Below are 13,319 nucleotides of genomic sequence, written 5' to 3'. Positions count from 1 at the left end.
GCTCAATCGGCCCGCACCGCCCGTCCTTCGGCCCAGTCACGCAGCGCCTGCATGGATTCTGACATCACCACCGACAATGGCCTTGTCCGCTGAATTTCGGCCAGCATCACGGCAGTGTCCGGCTGCGCGCTGCCGACCGATGCGGCGTGCCACGATGACACCACCGCCTGTTCGAGTTCTGCGCCGGAAAATCCATCACTGGCCTGCGCCAGCAGATTCAGATCAAAATTATCCGGGTCCAGACCGCGCTTACGCATGTGCAGGCGCAGAATCTCGGCCCGGATGCTGTCATCCGGCAGATCCACGAAAAACAGCTCATCCAGACGCCCTTTGCGCACCAGCTCCGGCGGCAGGGCGTGAATGTTGTTGGCCGTCGCCACTACAAACACCCGCGCATCGTGCTCGGCCAGCCAGGTCAATAAAGTGCCCAGAATACGCTGACTGACACCGGCGTCGTTGCTGTCCTGCCCTAAGCCCTTCTCGATTTCATCAATCCACAGCACACACGGCGACATGGTTTCGGCCAGCTTCAGCGCCTCACGCAGATTGCGCTCCGTTTCACCGAAGAACTTGTTGTACAAAGTGCCGAAATCGAGGCGCAGTAAAGGCACGCCCCAGGAACCGGCCACGGCTTTGGCCGCCAGACTCTTGCCGCTGCCCTGTACACCGAACAACAGCAGACCGCGCGGCCGCAGCTTTTTATCTGCATTCAGAAACGCCGGCTGACGCTGTCCGAGCCAGTGTTTGAGCGCGTTAAGACCGGCCACATCGCCAAAGCGGGCGGTGTCGTATTCAAAACTGATGGCCGCGTCTTCAGCCAGCAACGCCATTTTCGCTTTGCTCACCTCAGGTACGTCGTCCTGCGTGATGGCGCCGTCATCAACAATCGCGCCGCGCACCAGCCGGCGTGCGTCAGAGAAGGTTAAGCCACGCAGGTTGCTCACCAGTTGTTGCAGCGTCTGGTTGTCGGCTTTCACGCGGGTACCGCTGGTCTTGGCAAAGCGCTGCGCTTCTTCTTTTACCAGTGCCATCAGCTGGCCTTCGTCCGGCAGTTTCAGGCTGAAGGTCGCCGCCAGACGCTGCAATTCCGGCGGCGCATCCAGCCGGTGACTGAGCAGAATCAGGGTCTTGCCATAGCGTTCGTGCTGCAGCGCGATGTCTTTCAGCAGCCGCACCACCAGCGGGTCCTCCAGAAACGGATGCAGGTCGCAGAAAATAAACAGCCCCCCTTCTTCACGGGCCCGCACGGTGCGCAGGGCATCGGCGGCGCTGTGGGTATCGGCGCGGGTCAGGTCTTCGCCAAAACCAAGACGGCGCAGGCCGTCGGTCAGCGTCCACTGCTGCAAGGCCAGACCACGGCGGATCGCCAGCCGAGTGAACAATTCCAGCGCGCGGGCTTCTTCGTGGCTTTCCACCACCAGCAGCGGAATCTGACGGTCGAGCAGCAAGCCGAGATCGTGAATATCCTGCATAACATCCTCCTGTATCCCCGGATTCTAACAGCCGCAGGCGCTGCGCTGATATGCATCATGCGCCGCCCGGCGTTATGCCGTAAAATGACGGCCTTACGATGCCCGTTTTCATTCAGAGGCCGATGTTATGGCAACCGCCCGTCGCTACTCCCTGTTCGACAAACTGATTCACAACGCCGATCAGGCCCTGCGCACCCTAGTGCCCGGTGCCGCGCAGGAATTCCGTCCGTCGCCTGCCGAGCAGCGCGAGTATCAGGAACTGACCGACGCCGAGGCGAAGCACGCCGCCGGCCTGATGCGCATTAATCACACCGGCGAAGTCTGCGCTCAGGCGCTGTATCAGGGTCAGGCGCTGACCGCTAAGCTGCCGGAAGTGCGTGAAGCCATGGAAGAAGCCGCGCGTGAAGAAACCGACCATCTGGTGTGGTGTGAAAAGCGCGTCAAAGAACTGGGCAGCCACACCAGTCTGCTGAACCCGCTGTTTTACGGTATGTCGTTCGCCATTGGTGCCGCTGCCGGCAAAATTTCTGACAAAGTCAGCCTGGGCTTTGTTGCCGCCACCGAAGATCAGGTGTGCAAGCATCTGGCCCAGCACATGAGCAGCCTGCCGGTGCAGGACGAGAAGAGCAAAGCGATTCTGCTGCAGATGCTGGAAGACGAAGCGAAACACGCCACCACGGCACTGAATGCCGGCGGTCATAAATTCCCGCTGCCGGTGAAACTGGCCATGACCGCGGTTTCCAAAGTCATGACCAAGTCCGTTTACCGCCTTTGACCTAGGCGTCGTGGCGTGGTCCGGACGACCACGCCCAGAACCCGATCCTGATCTACGCCTAGAACAAGGCCCCGAACAACGCCGCTGCCTGCACCATCCCGGTTCATTCACTCACCGCATAAGATGCCGCGTCGATAGACGATTTCGCATCTCGCCCGGCAAAGTCTGCGCATCTCTTTTAGTCTTAAAACAGGATGAACAGGACTCAGCGGGAGATGCCCATGAACCGAGTGCCTCTGATTGACCGTATCCGCCGCTTTTATCGTCTGCCGGACGATTATCCGGAGCTGAACTGGACGCGTACGCCGCTCTACCGCAAACGGCTGGAGCAGGTAAAAAATGGCTGGATTCTCACCGGCGTGATCATGCTGATTTGCGACAGCATTGCGGTGGTGTGTGTGCTCGGCGCTTTCGCGGCTTTTTTGTCACTGGCATTTCTGGAGCCCGATCAGCAGGCATAAAAAAAGCCCTCATCTGAGGGCTTTTCATATCGGAGCCGGTCTTACAGGCTCAGAATTTTTTCACCGCGGGAAATACCGGATACACCGGTACGCACGGTTTCCAGCACGCAGCCTGCACCAATCGCTTCGATGAAGGCTTCCAGCTTGTCGGTGGTGCCGGTCAGCTGGATGGTGTACACGCTTGGCGATACATCGACGATCTGACCACGGAAGATGTCTGCAGTGCGTTTGATTTCCGCACGCTGAGCGCCCACCGCTTTCACTTTGATCAGCATCAGTTCACGCTCAATGTGCGCGCCTTCCGACAGATCAACCAGCTTCACCACTTCGATCAGCTTGTTCAGCTGCTTGGTGATCTGTTCGATTTTACGGTCGTCACCAATGGTGGTCATGGTCAGACGGGACAGGGTTTTGTCCTCGGTCGGTGCCACAGTCAGGGTTTCAATGTTGTAACCACGCTGTGCGAACAGACCCACGACACGGGACAAGGCGCCCGGTTCGTTTTCCAGCAGAATAGAAATAATGTGTCTCATGATCAGGTCCGCTCCGTCTTGCTCAGCCACATATCGCGCATTGAGCCGGTTGGTACCTGCATCGGGTACACGTGCTCTTCCGGATCAACCGCAACATCCAGGAATACCAGACGGTCATTGTATTTACCGAAGGTGTCTTCCAGTGCCTGTGGCAGTTCGTCGCGGGTTTCCACGCGAATACCCACGTGACCATACGCTTCCACCAGTTTGATGAAGTCCGGCAGGGACTCCATGTACGAGTGAGAGTGACGACCTTCGTAATTCATGTCCTGCCACTGACGAACCATGCCCAGAGAGCCGTTGTTCAGACACAGGATTTTCACCGGAATGCCGTACTGCAGACAGGTGGACAGCTCCTGAATATTCATCTGAATGGAGCCTTCACCGGTCACACACACGACCATTTCATCCGGGAAGTTCATCTTGATGCCCATGGCCGCCGGGAAACCGAAGCCCATGGTGCCCAGACCACCGGAGTTGATCCAGCGGTTTGGTTTATCAAACTTGTAGTACTGCGCGGCGAACATCTGGTGCTGGCCTACGTCGGAGGTGATGTAAGCATCGCCACGGGTCGCTGACCACATGGCTTCGATCACTTCCTGCGGTTTCATCAGACCGTTGTCGTTTTTCTCGTAGCGCATCGCATGACGCTGACGCCATTCGTTGATCTGCTTCCACCAGGCGTCCAGCGCTTCTGCGTCCGGGGTTTCGCCGGCTTCATCCAGCAACGCCATCATTTCATCCAGTACGCTGCCAACCGGACCAACAATCGGCACATCGGCGATGATGGTTTTGGAGATGGACGACGGATCGATGTCGATGTGAATGATCTTGGCATCCGGACAGAACTTGCTGGTCGCGTTGGTTACGCGGTCGTCGAAGCGCGCACCGATGGCCAGAATCACATCGGCGTGATGCATAACCATGTTGGCTTCGTACGTGCCGTGCATACCCAGCATGCCGACGAAACGCTCACCGGTACCCGGGTAAGAACCCAGACCCATCAGGGTGTTGGTGCAAGGAGCATTCAGACGGTCAACCAGCGCACGCAGCTTGTCGGAGCTGCCATCCAGCACCACGCCACCACCGGCGTAAATAACCGGACGCTTGGCTTTCAGCAGCATCTCAACGGCTTTTTTGATCTGGCCGGAGTGACCGCGCTGTGGCGGGGTGTAAGAACGCAGTTTCACTTTTTTCGGGAAGACATACTCATAGCGCTCATTCGGCATGGTCATGTCTTTCGGAATGTCGATCACCACCGGGCCCGGACGGCCGGTGCTGGCGATGTAAAAGGCTTTGGCCACCAGCTCAGGAATGTCTTCCGGGCGGGTCACGCTGAAGCTGTGTTTAACAATCGGACGTGACACACCCAGCATGTCGGTTTCCTGGAAGGCGTCATCGCCCACCAGATGGCTCATCACCTGACCAGAAATGACGACCATAGGAATGGAGTCGGTAAACGCAGTTGCGATACCGGTAATGGTATTGGTTGCACCAGGGCCAGACGTTACCATGACCACACCAGGCTTACCGGTCGCACGAGCGTAGCCGTCTGCCATATGCGCTGCTGCCTGCTCGTGACGGACCAGTACGTGTTTCACGGCACTTTGTTTGTACAGGGCATCGTACACGTGCAGCAGGGAGCCGCCCGGGTAACCATAGATGTATTCAACGCCTGAATCGTGCAGCGCACGAACCAGCATTTCTCCGCCGGAAAGTAATTCCACCGTACTATCCTCTTTCACATGCTCCAACGGGAGCTTGGGTAACTAAATCAACTACGATATGAGCCAGAAACAACTTAGGCTCTCTCAGGCTGGATGATTAACTTGTAGTTACTCATCAGAAGCTCGTTGCCTGGTCGAGGACGCCGAGTCTGAACCGGGCCGGAGATAACCGTCCCGAGGCTGTACTTGTCAGCTGGCATGCAATGGGTGTGAGCGGCCCGCTGTCAAAAGCGGCGTAATTTTATCAGCTCCGGCTTTTAAGTCCAGCAAAAATCAGGCTAAATCCTTGACAAATCACGCGGTTTTAATAACGTTCGACTTAAGTTGAAATTTTGCCGAACCGCCCATCTGAGGAGCGCATTGATGAAGATTCCGGCCAGCCTGTTGTCCCTGCTACTGATCGGTGTAAGCGTGAATGCGCTGGCAGAAAAAGTGTACCGTTGGGTAGACGAAAACGGTCAGACGCACTTTTCCGCACTGCCGCCGGAGGGGGTCAGCGATGCGGAGCAGTACAAGTTCAAAGTGAACAAGCCATCGGTGTCCGCCGCAAAATCGAACGACGGAAAAGCCGAAGACAATAAAGCACCTGCTGCGGAAAAAGCCGTCGAAACCAAGGCTTCCGTGAGTGCTGAAGAAGCCGCGGCCGCCTGCAAACAGGCACGCGACTACAAAACCACGCTGGCGACCAATTTCAACCGCCGCTTTAAACAGGAAGATGGCTCTTTCCGTCCGCTCACCGACAACGAGCGTTCGGCCGAAAATAAGAAAGCCGACGAACTGATCACCAGCTATTGTCGCTGAAAGAACTCAGCGACGGCTTCCGTTCTCTATCCAGATCAGACTGGCCAGACGGCCGGTCACCGCACGGCGGCGGTAAGAATAAAAACGCTCTTTTTCACTGACGGTACAAAAACCGCCGCCCGTCACACGGGCAACACCCGCCGTCAATAATTGCTCGCGCGCCAGCGCGTAAATATCCGCCAGCCAACGATCGCCTGTGCCGGCACGGAAGCAGGCAGGAGAGGCCCACGGAAAGGCCGCTTTCACTTCCGGCCCAACCTCAAACGCATCCGGACCAATGGCCGGGCCCAGCCAGACACTCACATGCTGAGGTGACCTGAACGTCCGCAGTGTATTCAGCAGAACGCCGGCCGCCAGTCCGCGCCAGCCGGCATGGGCCGCCGCCACCTGCGAACCGTCTGCGGCGCAAAACAGCACGGGCAGACAATCGGCGGTTAAAACCGCACAGGCCAGCCCCGGTGTTCGACTGAACTGAGCATCGGCGGTCATCAGCACCCGGCCGCCGCACGCTTCTGCAACATCCGGGCTGTGAATCTGGTTCAGCCATTGAATGGCTGTCGCACCCGGCATGTTCTGCAGCAACTGGCGGCGATTGCGGGCAACCGCCAGCGGGTCATCCCCCACGTGGTGCGCCAGATTGTTGCTGGCGTATGCGCCGGTTGAAAAACCAGCGGCGCGCAGCGTGACGGCCGCGCGGACACCAGACGGTAACTGCCAATCGGGCGTCAGCAGTGACTCAGCGGTCTTCATCGGCTTTCAGGGTGGCCAGCAGGTGCTTGAAGTCTTCCGGCAGGTCGACTTCCCACTCCATCCACTCGTCAGTCGCCGGATGCAGCAGACCCAGTTTGCGCGCGTGCAGTGCCTGACGGCCAAAGCTCAGCAGCACTTCACGCAGCTGCGGGCCAATGCCTTTGGTCAGACGCGTACGTGGCGCGTAGGTGGTATCGCCCACCAGCGGATAACCGATGTGCGCCATGTGCACCCGGATCTGGTGCGTACGGCCGGTTTCCAGCTTGAGGCGGATATGGGTGTGGGTCGGGAAACGTTTGAGCACGCGATAGTGGGTAACGGCTTCTTTACCCAGCGGCATTACCGCCATCTTGGTGCGTTGCGTGCCGTGACGGCCAATCGGTTCATCCACCACGCCACCGCCGGTCATGTAGCCCTGCACCACGGCTTCGTACTCACGCCCCATGGAACGGTCCTGCAACTGCGCCACCAGATGGTTCTGCGCCTGCAGGGTTTTGGCGACCACCATCAGACCTGTGGTGTCTTTGTCCAGACGATGCACGATGCCAGCGCGGGGAATGTTTTCCAGCTGCGGGCAGTGATGGAGCAGACCGTTCAGCAGCGTGCCGTCGTAGTTACCGGCGGCCGGATGCACCACCAGACCGGCAGGCTTGTTGATCACCAGAATGTCGTCGTCTTCGTAGACAATATCGAGGTCAATGTCCTCTGCCTGCCATTCGCCCTCAGGCTCGAGCTCGGCGTTGATGGTCAGGGTTTCGCCACCCACCAGCTTGTCGCGGGCACGGATAATCTGACCGTCTACGGTCAGCTGGCCATCCTTGATCCACTGCTGCAGGCGGGAGCGGGAAAAGTCAGGAAACAGCTGAGCCGCCACCTGGTCGAGGCGTTTGTTGCCCAGTTCGAAGGGAACTTCTGCCGTCTGTGAAATCTGAGTGTTCATACTATACCGGGGTAAGGGACCCGAATTCGCACCCAGTTGGGGCTGTGCGGGGTCTGTGTTTTAATACTGCGCTTTGCAAATTATATCGATATTCAGGAATCCTCTCCATGAACACCCGCTGGCTGCTGGTTATTTTCGCTGTTTTACTGACAGCCTGTTCGTCCTCGCCGAAGAAACCTCAGGAATTGACCGAGCGCGAGTACTACGACGAAGCCAAAGAATCGCTGGATAACAAGAACTTCATGGTCGCCGTTGACCGTCTGAATCAGCTCGAATCGCGTTATCCGTTCGGCCGCTACGCCGAACAGGCGCAGCTGGAGATGATCTACGCCTACTACATGATGTCCGACCTCGAGAACGTGCTCACCAACGCCGAGCGCTTCATCCGCCTGCATCCGCTGCACGAACAGGTCGATTACGCTTACTACATGCGTGGTCTGGCCACCTATGAGATGGGCTTCGCCTTCGTCGAGCGTTATCTGGATCAGGACACCGTCGAGCGTGACCCAGTGCCGCTGCGCGATGCTTTTAACCACTTCTCTGAGCTGCTGACCCGCTTCCCGGACAGTCCGTACACCGCCGACGCCCGTGCCCGTATGGTCTTCCTGCGTGAGCGTCTGGCCGAGCATGAAATGAGCGTGGCCCGCTACTACATGAAGCGTCACGCCTACATGGCAGTGGCCAACCGCTGCGAGAACGTTGTTCTGCATTACCAGAAAACGCCAGCGGTTGCTGACGCGCTCGCGCTGCAGGCCGAAGCGTACGCAGCGCTTAATATGACGGAAGAGTCTGCCAAGTCTGTCGCTCTGCTCAGCAAAAACTTCCCGCAACACCCGCAACTGCAGAGCGACACCTTCGAAACGTCCGGTCTGGCCATGGTCGACCGCCGCTCCTTCTGGAACATCGTCAGCTTCGGCCTGCTGGACTGAGTACCTGACGCGGGCTTAACATAACTCACCGGTTATGAGGTGAATAATGCTTAAGCCCAAACATACCCCCGTCGTTTTTGCCCTTCTGATGTCCTGCTGCATGGCAGCTCTGGTCTCGGCCATTGTCACCGCCGTGAATACAGGGCTGGACCACGGCTTTTTTGGCCGCTGGATGTCGAGTTACGCGATTGCCTGGCCGGTCGCCTTCGTTTCACTGCTGCTACTGAAAGACTGGGTGCTGAAACTGGCTGCACGTCTGACCGGTGCCGCCAGCCATAATCGAAACGCCGAATAAAAAAGCCCGCGACCGCGGGCTTGTTTATTCGGCAACGTGAAGCGCTCTGATCAGAGGCCCGCCTTCCAGCCATTGGTCACCGGGTAGCGGCGGTCACGGCCAAAGCCGCGCTGGGTTACGCGCACACCAATCGGCGCCTGACGGCGCTTGTATTCATTCACATCCACCAGACGCAGTACGCGCATAACGTCTTCGCGCGCGAAGCCTTCGCTGATGATGGCGTCGGCACTTTGATCCTGTTCAATGTAACGTTCGAGAATGGCATCCAGCACCGGATACGGTGGCAGGCTGTCTTCGTCTTTCTGATCCGGCGCCAGTTCGGCAGACGGCGGACGGTCAATCACCCGCTGCGGAATCACCGGCGATACCGAGTTCCGGTAGTCAGCCAGTGCGAACACCTTGGTTTTGTACACGTCTTTGAGCGCGCCATAGCCTCCGGCCATATCGCCATACAGCGTGGCATAACCGACCGCCATTTCACTCTTGTTGCCTGTGGTCAGCACCATGTAGCCAGACTTGTTCGACATGGCCATCAACAGCACACCGCGACAACGGGACTGCAGGTTCTCTTCGGTGGTATCCACCGCCAGACCAGCGAATTCATCGGCCAGTGCCGCCATAAACTCGTTGTACATAGGCTCAATAGAGATAGAACGATACGCCACGCCCATGGTTTCCGCTTGTTCGGCCGCGTCTTCACGACTCATGCCAGACGTCCATTTGAACGGCATCATCACAGCCTTCACCCGTTCGGCGCCAATGGCATCCACCGCAATCGCCAGCGTCAGCGCGGAGTCGATACCGCCCGACAGCCCCAGCAGCACACCTTTAAAGCGGTTCTTGTTCACATAGTCGCGAACGCCGAGCACCAGAGCGTCATACAGACTGGCCAGTTCATGTTCATGGGCTGCAGACGACGGCGTTACCGCCTTCAGCGTCCGATCTTGCCAGGCAACCAGCCCCAACGCTTCTTCGTACGCCGGCATCTGCAGTACCAGTTCACCCGACGCCGAAACGGCAAACGAGGCGCCGTCAAACACCAGCTCGTCCTGCCCCCCGACCTGATTGACGTATAAAAGCGAAATATTGTGGCGACGGGCGTGATTGGCCATCAAAGCCACACGTTCGCTCTGCTTGCCCATGTGGAAGGGAGAGGCATTCAGATTGAGGATGAGCTCCGCGCCAGCGGCAGCGGCCTGCTCAACCGGCCCCGGATGCCAGACATCCTCGCACACGGTCAGCGCCAGCTTATGGCCATCCAGCTCGACCACACAGGCCTCATGGCCCGCGTCGAAGTAGCGCTCTTCGTCAAACACCTGATAATTGGGCAGATGTTGCTTGGCGTACTGCCCCAGACAACGGCCACCAGACCAGATGCCGGCACAGTTAAAGAGTTTGCCGCCTTCTGCCCACGGATAGCCGATGGCAATTGCAATGTGCTTGCTGGCCTCGGCAATCTCAGCCAGAGCCTGTTCAATCCGCGGTTGCAGACTGGGGCGCAGCAACAGGTCTTCCGGCGGATAGCCGGTCAGAGACAGCTCACTGAACACAACCAGTCCGGCGCCCTGCGCTCTGGCATCCTCAGCCACACGGACAATGCGCCCGGCATTGCCGCTGATATCACCGACAAGGAAATTTTGCTGCGCTAAGGCGATGGTAAGTGACTGAGACATACTCTCGGGGTACTCTGGCGATTTTGCGCGCTATTGTCGGAAAATTGGCAAACGGGTGCAACGCCGGAACGGTTAATAGGAGTTACCGTGTTACGCTGGATCAGGTCGACGGACTTTATTGTTCACGGGCGCCGACTGCTGCGCTTCTACAGTTATTATTCACTGTTCCTTTCGCTGCTGCTCATCATTACGGATGCTGTCGACACCCAGAACATTCTTCTTGGCGGGCATCTGCCGCACATTTTTCTGGTTGCTTCATCGGCATACGTTATCGTCGCCTCGGTATTTGCTGCCATTGCCAACCGTGAGCCGGACCCGCAACAGGCGGTCGGCTATGTGTTTCTGGAAATTGCCCTGCTCGCCGCCCTGATGCACGCATCGGGCGGGCTGGAAACCGGCTTCTCCAGTCTGATCCTGATTCCGCTGGTCATCTCCAACCTGCTGGCACCCGGTGTGCTGGGCTACGGTGTCGCGGCGTGGACAACCATCGCCATTTTTTACACCCAGCACTTGTGGCCAGCGTCTTACGATACGCAGGAACTGGTGAGCTCAGGCCTCTACGGCATGCTGTGCTTTGTCCTTGCCTGGCTGACGCAGACCCTGTCCCGACGCCTGAACAGCGCGTTGTCTCTGGCCTCTGATCAGGCAACCCGAATCCGGCGACTGCAACATTTCAGCCAGCAGGCACTGACCGACCTGCCCGCCGGTATCATTGCCTGCGACAAAGACAACCGCATTCTGTTCTTCAACCGCCAGAGCCTGCACTGGTTCAACCTGAAAGAAGGCTCATTACTGCCGGAAAAGCTGAGCACGGACGCCGATGAGTTCCGTCTGACGGCCCGTCATGAAGCGCTGCTGATTCGCCGTATCGCCCTGAGTGGCAGTATTGAAGGGGATTATCTGCTGCAGATCGAAGATTCTGCCCGCATCGCCGCCGATGCTCAGCAATTTAAGCTGGCCTCGCTCGGCCGCCTGACCGCCTCCATCGCACATGAAATCCGCAATCCATTAAGCGCCTTGCGCCAGGCAGCGCAACTGCTGGCTGAAACACCGGATCTGAACGAGTCGGAGCTGCAGCTGACCCATATTATTGAACAACACTGCATGCGCATTAACCGCACCATTGAAGATATTCTGCAGTTGTCGCGACGTCGCCAGGTCATACCGGAAGCCATGCGTCTTGCGCCCTGGCTGGAGCATTTCAGCGAGCAATTCCGCGGTCAGAATAATGGCACGTTATTTCAGCTGACCGTCCAGTGCTCTGCTGACATCGCCGTGCAGTTCGATCCCGACCATTTACAGCAGGTTTTACATAATCTTTGCGCCAACGGTCTGCGTTATGCGCTGAAAAACTCGCCCGATAATGCGCGGCTTATGCTGGTCACCAGCCAGGCTGACAAGCGCCATATTCAGTTTGACGTCATCGACAACGGGGGTGGTGTTGCCAGTGAACAACGGGCGCACTTATTTGAACCTTTTTACACTACGGAACATGCCGGTACCGGACTCGGGCTGTATCTGTGCCGGGAATTATGCGAGGCTAATCAGGCCAGAATTCAGTATCATCCGCTGCCAAACGGCACTTGCTTCCGCCTGCTGATGAAACCGGCCAATGTTTCAGGAAAGAATGAATGAACCGCTACGCAGCTCTCATCATTGACGATGAACCCGATATCCGCGCATTAATCGCGCTGACATTACAACGCATGGATCTGGACTGCTTTCAGGCCGCGAATGTGCATGAAGCACTGAAGTTGCTCGGCGAACGTCCCTATCATTTCTGCATCACCGACATGAAATTGCCGGACGGCAACGGGCTGGATCTTATCAGTGTGTGCAACCACCGCTTCCCGGACATGCCGGTTGCCATGATCACCGCCTACGGCAATATGGAACTCGGTGTAGCGGCGCTGAAAGCGGGCGCATTCGATGTGGTTGCAAAACCTATTGATAATGAACGCCTGCGTGAACTGGTGAAGGCCGCACTGCGCCTGACCCGGGTACCGGTAAAACTCGACAGTCTGCCGTCCGGAATCACCCTGCTGGGTAATTCCGAAAAAATGCACCAGCTGAAAGAAAAAATAACCAAAGTCTCCCGTACGCAGGCCCCTGTGTATATTCAGGGTGCGACCGGCACCGGCAAAGAACTGGTCGCCCGCCTGATCCATCACCAGAGCGCCCGGGTAGATGAGGCCTTCGTCAGCCTGAACTGCGCAGCCATTCCCCGCGATGCACTGGAAAACGAACTGTTCGGTTCCGGCACCAGCGCCGGTATTCTGCAACAGGCAACCGGCGGCACCTTGTTTATTGACGAAGTCGACCTGTTACCAACGGAAATGCAGGCCAAACTGCTGCGTGCCATTCAGGACGGAAACGCTGGTAAAAATGCGGCAGAACCACTGGATATCCGCATCATCAGCGCCAGTAATAAACCCTTGCTGGAACTCGTGCAGCAAGAAAAATTCCGTCAGGATTTATTTTTCCGACTGAACGTAATTCAGATTGATGTCCCGGGCCTTGCAGAGCGTCAGGAAGATATCCCACAGCTGGCCCGGCACTTTGTTAAGAAGTGCGCCGCCGAGTGGAACATGCCGCACATGACACTGGATGCGGATGCACTGGATGCGCTGATGCATTACGAATTTCCGGGTAACGTGCGCGAGCTGGAAAATATTCTGCAGCGCGCCGTCACGCTTGCAGAAGGCGACTCAATTGCACTGAGCGATCTGAGTCTTGGGCAGCAACCGGCGCGACAAGTCTCTGCAAATGCTGACGACCAGATTGAAACCAACAATCTGGAAGCCTATCTGGAAAATATTGAGCGCCGCGCCATCACCCAGGCTCTCGAAGCGACACGTTGGAACAAGACCGCCGCCGCTGAAAAACTGGGCATCAGCTTCCGTGCGCTGCGCTACCGCTGCAAAAAGCTGAACATCGAATAAATCATACCCAGTTCCGAGTGA

General features: G+C 57.5%; 13 protein-coding genes. 7 read left to right on the top strand and 6 right to left on the bottom strand.

Annotated elements, in window-relative coordinates; translation table 11 throughout:
• Nucleotides 1–2: 2 nt before the first annotated feature.
• Nucleotides 3–1,472 carry an AAA family ATPase gene (locus tag ACQUQU_RS02580; RefSeq protein WP_430461687.1) on the bottom strand — a complete coding sequence of 490 codons (1,470 nt, stop codon included), beginning with the start codon at nucleotides 1,470–1,472 and terminating at the stop codon, nucleotides 3–5.
• Between the two features lie 127 nt (nucleotides 1,473–1,599).
• Between ACQUQU_RS02580 and coq7 the strand changes: the two genes are divergently transcribed.
• Entirely contained in the window at nucleotides 1,600–2,247 is a 648-nt protein-coding gene (gene coq7, locus ACQUQU_RS02575; RefSeq protein ID WP_430461686.1) for a 2-polyprenyl-3-methyl-6-methoxy-1,4-benzoquinone monooxygenase, read from the top strand.
• Between the two features lie 221 nt (nucleotides 2,248–2,468).
• Nucleotides 2,469–2,708 (top strand): hypothetical protein, encoded by a 240-nt coding sequence (locus ACQUQU_RS02570; RefSeq protein ID WP_430461685.1) that lies wholly within the window; start codon nucleotides 2,469–2,471, stop codon nucleotides 2,706–2,708.
• A gap of 41 nt (nucleotides 2,709–2,749) precedes the next feature.
• Here ACQUQU_RS02570 and ilvN read toward each other — a convergent pair whose 3' ends face one another.
• Entirely contained in the window at nucleotides 2,750–3,241 is a 492-nt protein-coding gene (ilvN, locus tag ACQUQU_RS02565; RefSeq protein WP_430461684.1) for an acetolactate synthase small subunit, read from the bottom strand.
• A gap of 2 nt (nucleotides 3,242–3,243) precedes the next feature.
• Nucleotides 3,244–4,968, bottom strand: coding sequence for an acetolactate synthase 3 large subunit (locus ACQUQU_RS02560; RefSeq protein ID WP_430461683.1), 1,725 nt, complete (start codon nucleotides 4,966–4,968; stop codon nucleotides 3,244–3,246).
• A 363-nt stretch (nucleotides 4,969–5,331) separates the two neighbouring features.
• Here ACQUQU_RS02560 and ACQUQU_RS02555 point away from each other — a divergent pair, with 363 nt between their 5' ends.
• Nucleotides 5,332–5,769 carry a DUF4124 domain-containing protein gene (locus ACQUQU_RS02555; RefSeq protein ID WP_430461682.1) on the top strand — a complete coding sequence of 146 codons (438 nt, stop codon included), beginning with the start codon at nucleotides 5,332–5,334 and terminating at the stop codon, nucleotides 5,767–5,769.
• A gap of 6 nt (nucleotides 5,770–5,775) precedes the next feature.
• Here ACQUQU_RS02555 and pgeF read toward each other — a convergent pair whose 3' ends face one another.
• Nucleotides 5,776–6,519, bottom strand: coding sequence for a peptidoglycan editing factor PgeF (pgeF, locus tag ACQUQU_RS02550; protein ID WP_430461681.1), 744 nt, complete (start codon nucleotides 6,517–6,519; stop codon nucleotides 5,776–5,778).
• Entirely contained in the window at nucleotides 6,506–7,459 is a 954-nt protein-coding gene (gene rluD / locus ACQUQU_RS02545; RefSeq protein WP_430461680.1) for a 23S rRNA pseudouridine(1911/1915/1917) synthase RluD, read from the bottom strand. Before rluD ends, pgeF begins: the two co-directional genes overlap by 14 nt.
• Before the next feature lie 107 nt (nucleotides 7,460–7,566).
• Here rluD and ACQUQU_RS02540 point away from each other — a divergent pair, with 107 nt between their 5' ends.
• Both ACQUQU_RS02540 and ACQUQU_RS02535 read left to right on the top strand, forming a co-directional pair.
• Entirely contained in the window at nucleotides 7,567–8,388 is an 822-nt protein-coding gene (locus ACQUQU_RS02540; protein WP_430461679.1) for an outer membrane protein assembly factor BamD, read from the top strand.
• A 100-nt stretch (nucleotides 8,389–8,488) separates the two neighbouring features.
• A complete protein-coding gene (locus ACQUQU_RS02535) occupies nucleotides 8,489–8,683 on the top strand; it encodes a DUF2798 domain-containing protein (RefSeq protein WP_430461678.1) in 195 nt (64 codons plus the stop codon).
• A 50-nt stretch (nucleotides 8,684–8,733) separates the two neighbouring features.
• On the opposite strand, the gene ACQUQU_RS02530 is transcribed toward ACQUQU_RS02535, so the two are convergent.
• Nucleotides 8,734–10,356, bottom strand: a complete 1,623-nt coding sequence (locus ACQUQU_RS02530) for an NAD+ synthase (RefSeq protein WP_430461677.1) — start codon at nucleotides 10,354–10,356, stop codon at nucleotides 8,734–8,736.
• A gap of 87 nt (nucleotides 10,357–10,443) precedes the next feature.
• Between ACQUQU_RS02530 and ACQUQU_RS02525 the strand changes: the two genes are divergently transcribed.
• The gene (locus ACQUQU_RS02525) at nucleotides 10,444–11,991 is read left to right on the top strand and encodes a sensor histidine kinase (RefSeq protein WP_430461676.1); all 1,548 of its coding nucleotides are present in this window, start codon (nucleotides 10,444–10,446) and stop codon (nucleotides 11,989–11,991) included.
• Nucleotides 11,988–13,298 carry a sigma-54-dependent transcriptional regulator gene (locus ACQUQU_RS02520; RefSeq protein ID WP_430461675.1) on the top strand — a complete coding sequence of 437 codons (1,311 nt, stop codon included), beginning with the start codon at nucleotides 11,988–11,990 and terminating at the stop codon, nucleotides 13,296–13,298. Before ACQUQU_RS02525 ends, ACQUQU_RS02520 begins: the two co-directional genes overlap by 4 nt.
• Nucleotides 13,299–13,319 lie beyond the last annotated feature (21 nt).

The organism is Thalassolituus sp. LLYu03 (assembly GCF_050507655.1).
Lineage (GTDB): Bacteria > Pseudomonadota > Gammaproteobacteria > Pseudomonadales > Oceanobacteraceae > Venatoribacter.
This window is presented reverse-complemented; position numbering and strand designations above follow the sequence as displayed.

Coding starts and splice junctions, on each gene's coding strand:
- ACQUQU_RS02555 (WP_430461682.1), top strand. CDS start 5,332: ATGAAGATTCCGGCCAGCCTGTTGTCCCTGCTACTGATCGGTGTAAGC.
- pgeF (WP_430461681.1), bottom strand. CDS start 6,519: ATGAAGACCGCTGAGTCACTGCTGACGCCCGATTGGCAGTTACCGTCT.
- ACQUQU_RS02535 (WP_430461678.1), top strand. CDS start 8,489: ATGGCAGCTCTGGTCTCGGCCATTGTCACCGCCGTGAATACAGGGCTG.
- ACQUQU_RS02530 (WP_430461677.1), bottom strand. CDS start 10,356: ATGTCTCAGTCACTTACCATCGCCTTAGCGCAGCAAAATTTCCTTGTC.
- ACQUQU_RS02580 (WP_430461687.1), bottom strand. CDS start 1,472: ATGCAGGATATTCACGATCTCGGCTTGCTGCTCGACCGTCAGATTCCG.
- coq7 (WP_430461686.1), top strand. CDS start 1,600: ATGGCAACCGCCCGTCGCTACTCCCTGTTCGACAAACTGATTCACAAC.
- ACQUQU_RS02520 (WP_430461675.1), top strand. CDS start 11,988: ATGAACCGCTACGCAGCTCTCATCATTGACGATGAACCCGATATCCGC.
- ACQUQU_RS02570 (WP_430461685.1), top strand. CDS start 2,469: ATGAACCGAGTGCCTCTGATTGACCGTATCCGCCGCTTTTATCGTCTG.
- ilvN (WP_430461684.1), bottom strand. CDS start 3,241: ATGAGACACATTATTTCTATTCTGCTGGAAAACGAACCGGGCGCCTTG.
- ACQUQU_RS02540 (WP_430461679.1), top strand. CDS start 7,567: ATGAACACCCGCTGGCTGCTGGTTATTTTCGCTGTTTTACTGACAGCC.
- rluD (WP_430461680.1), bottom strand. CDS start 7,459: ATGAACACTCAGATTTCACAGACGGCAGAAGTTCCCTTCGAACTGGGC.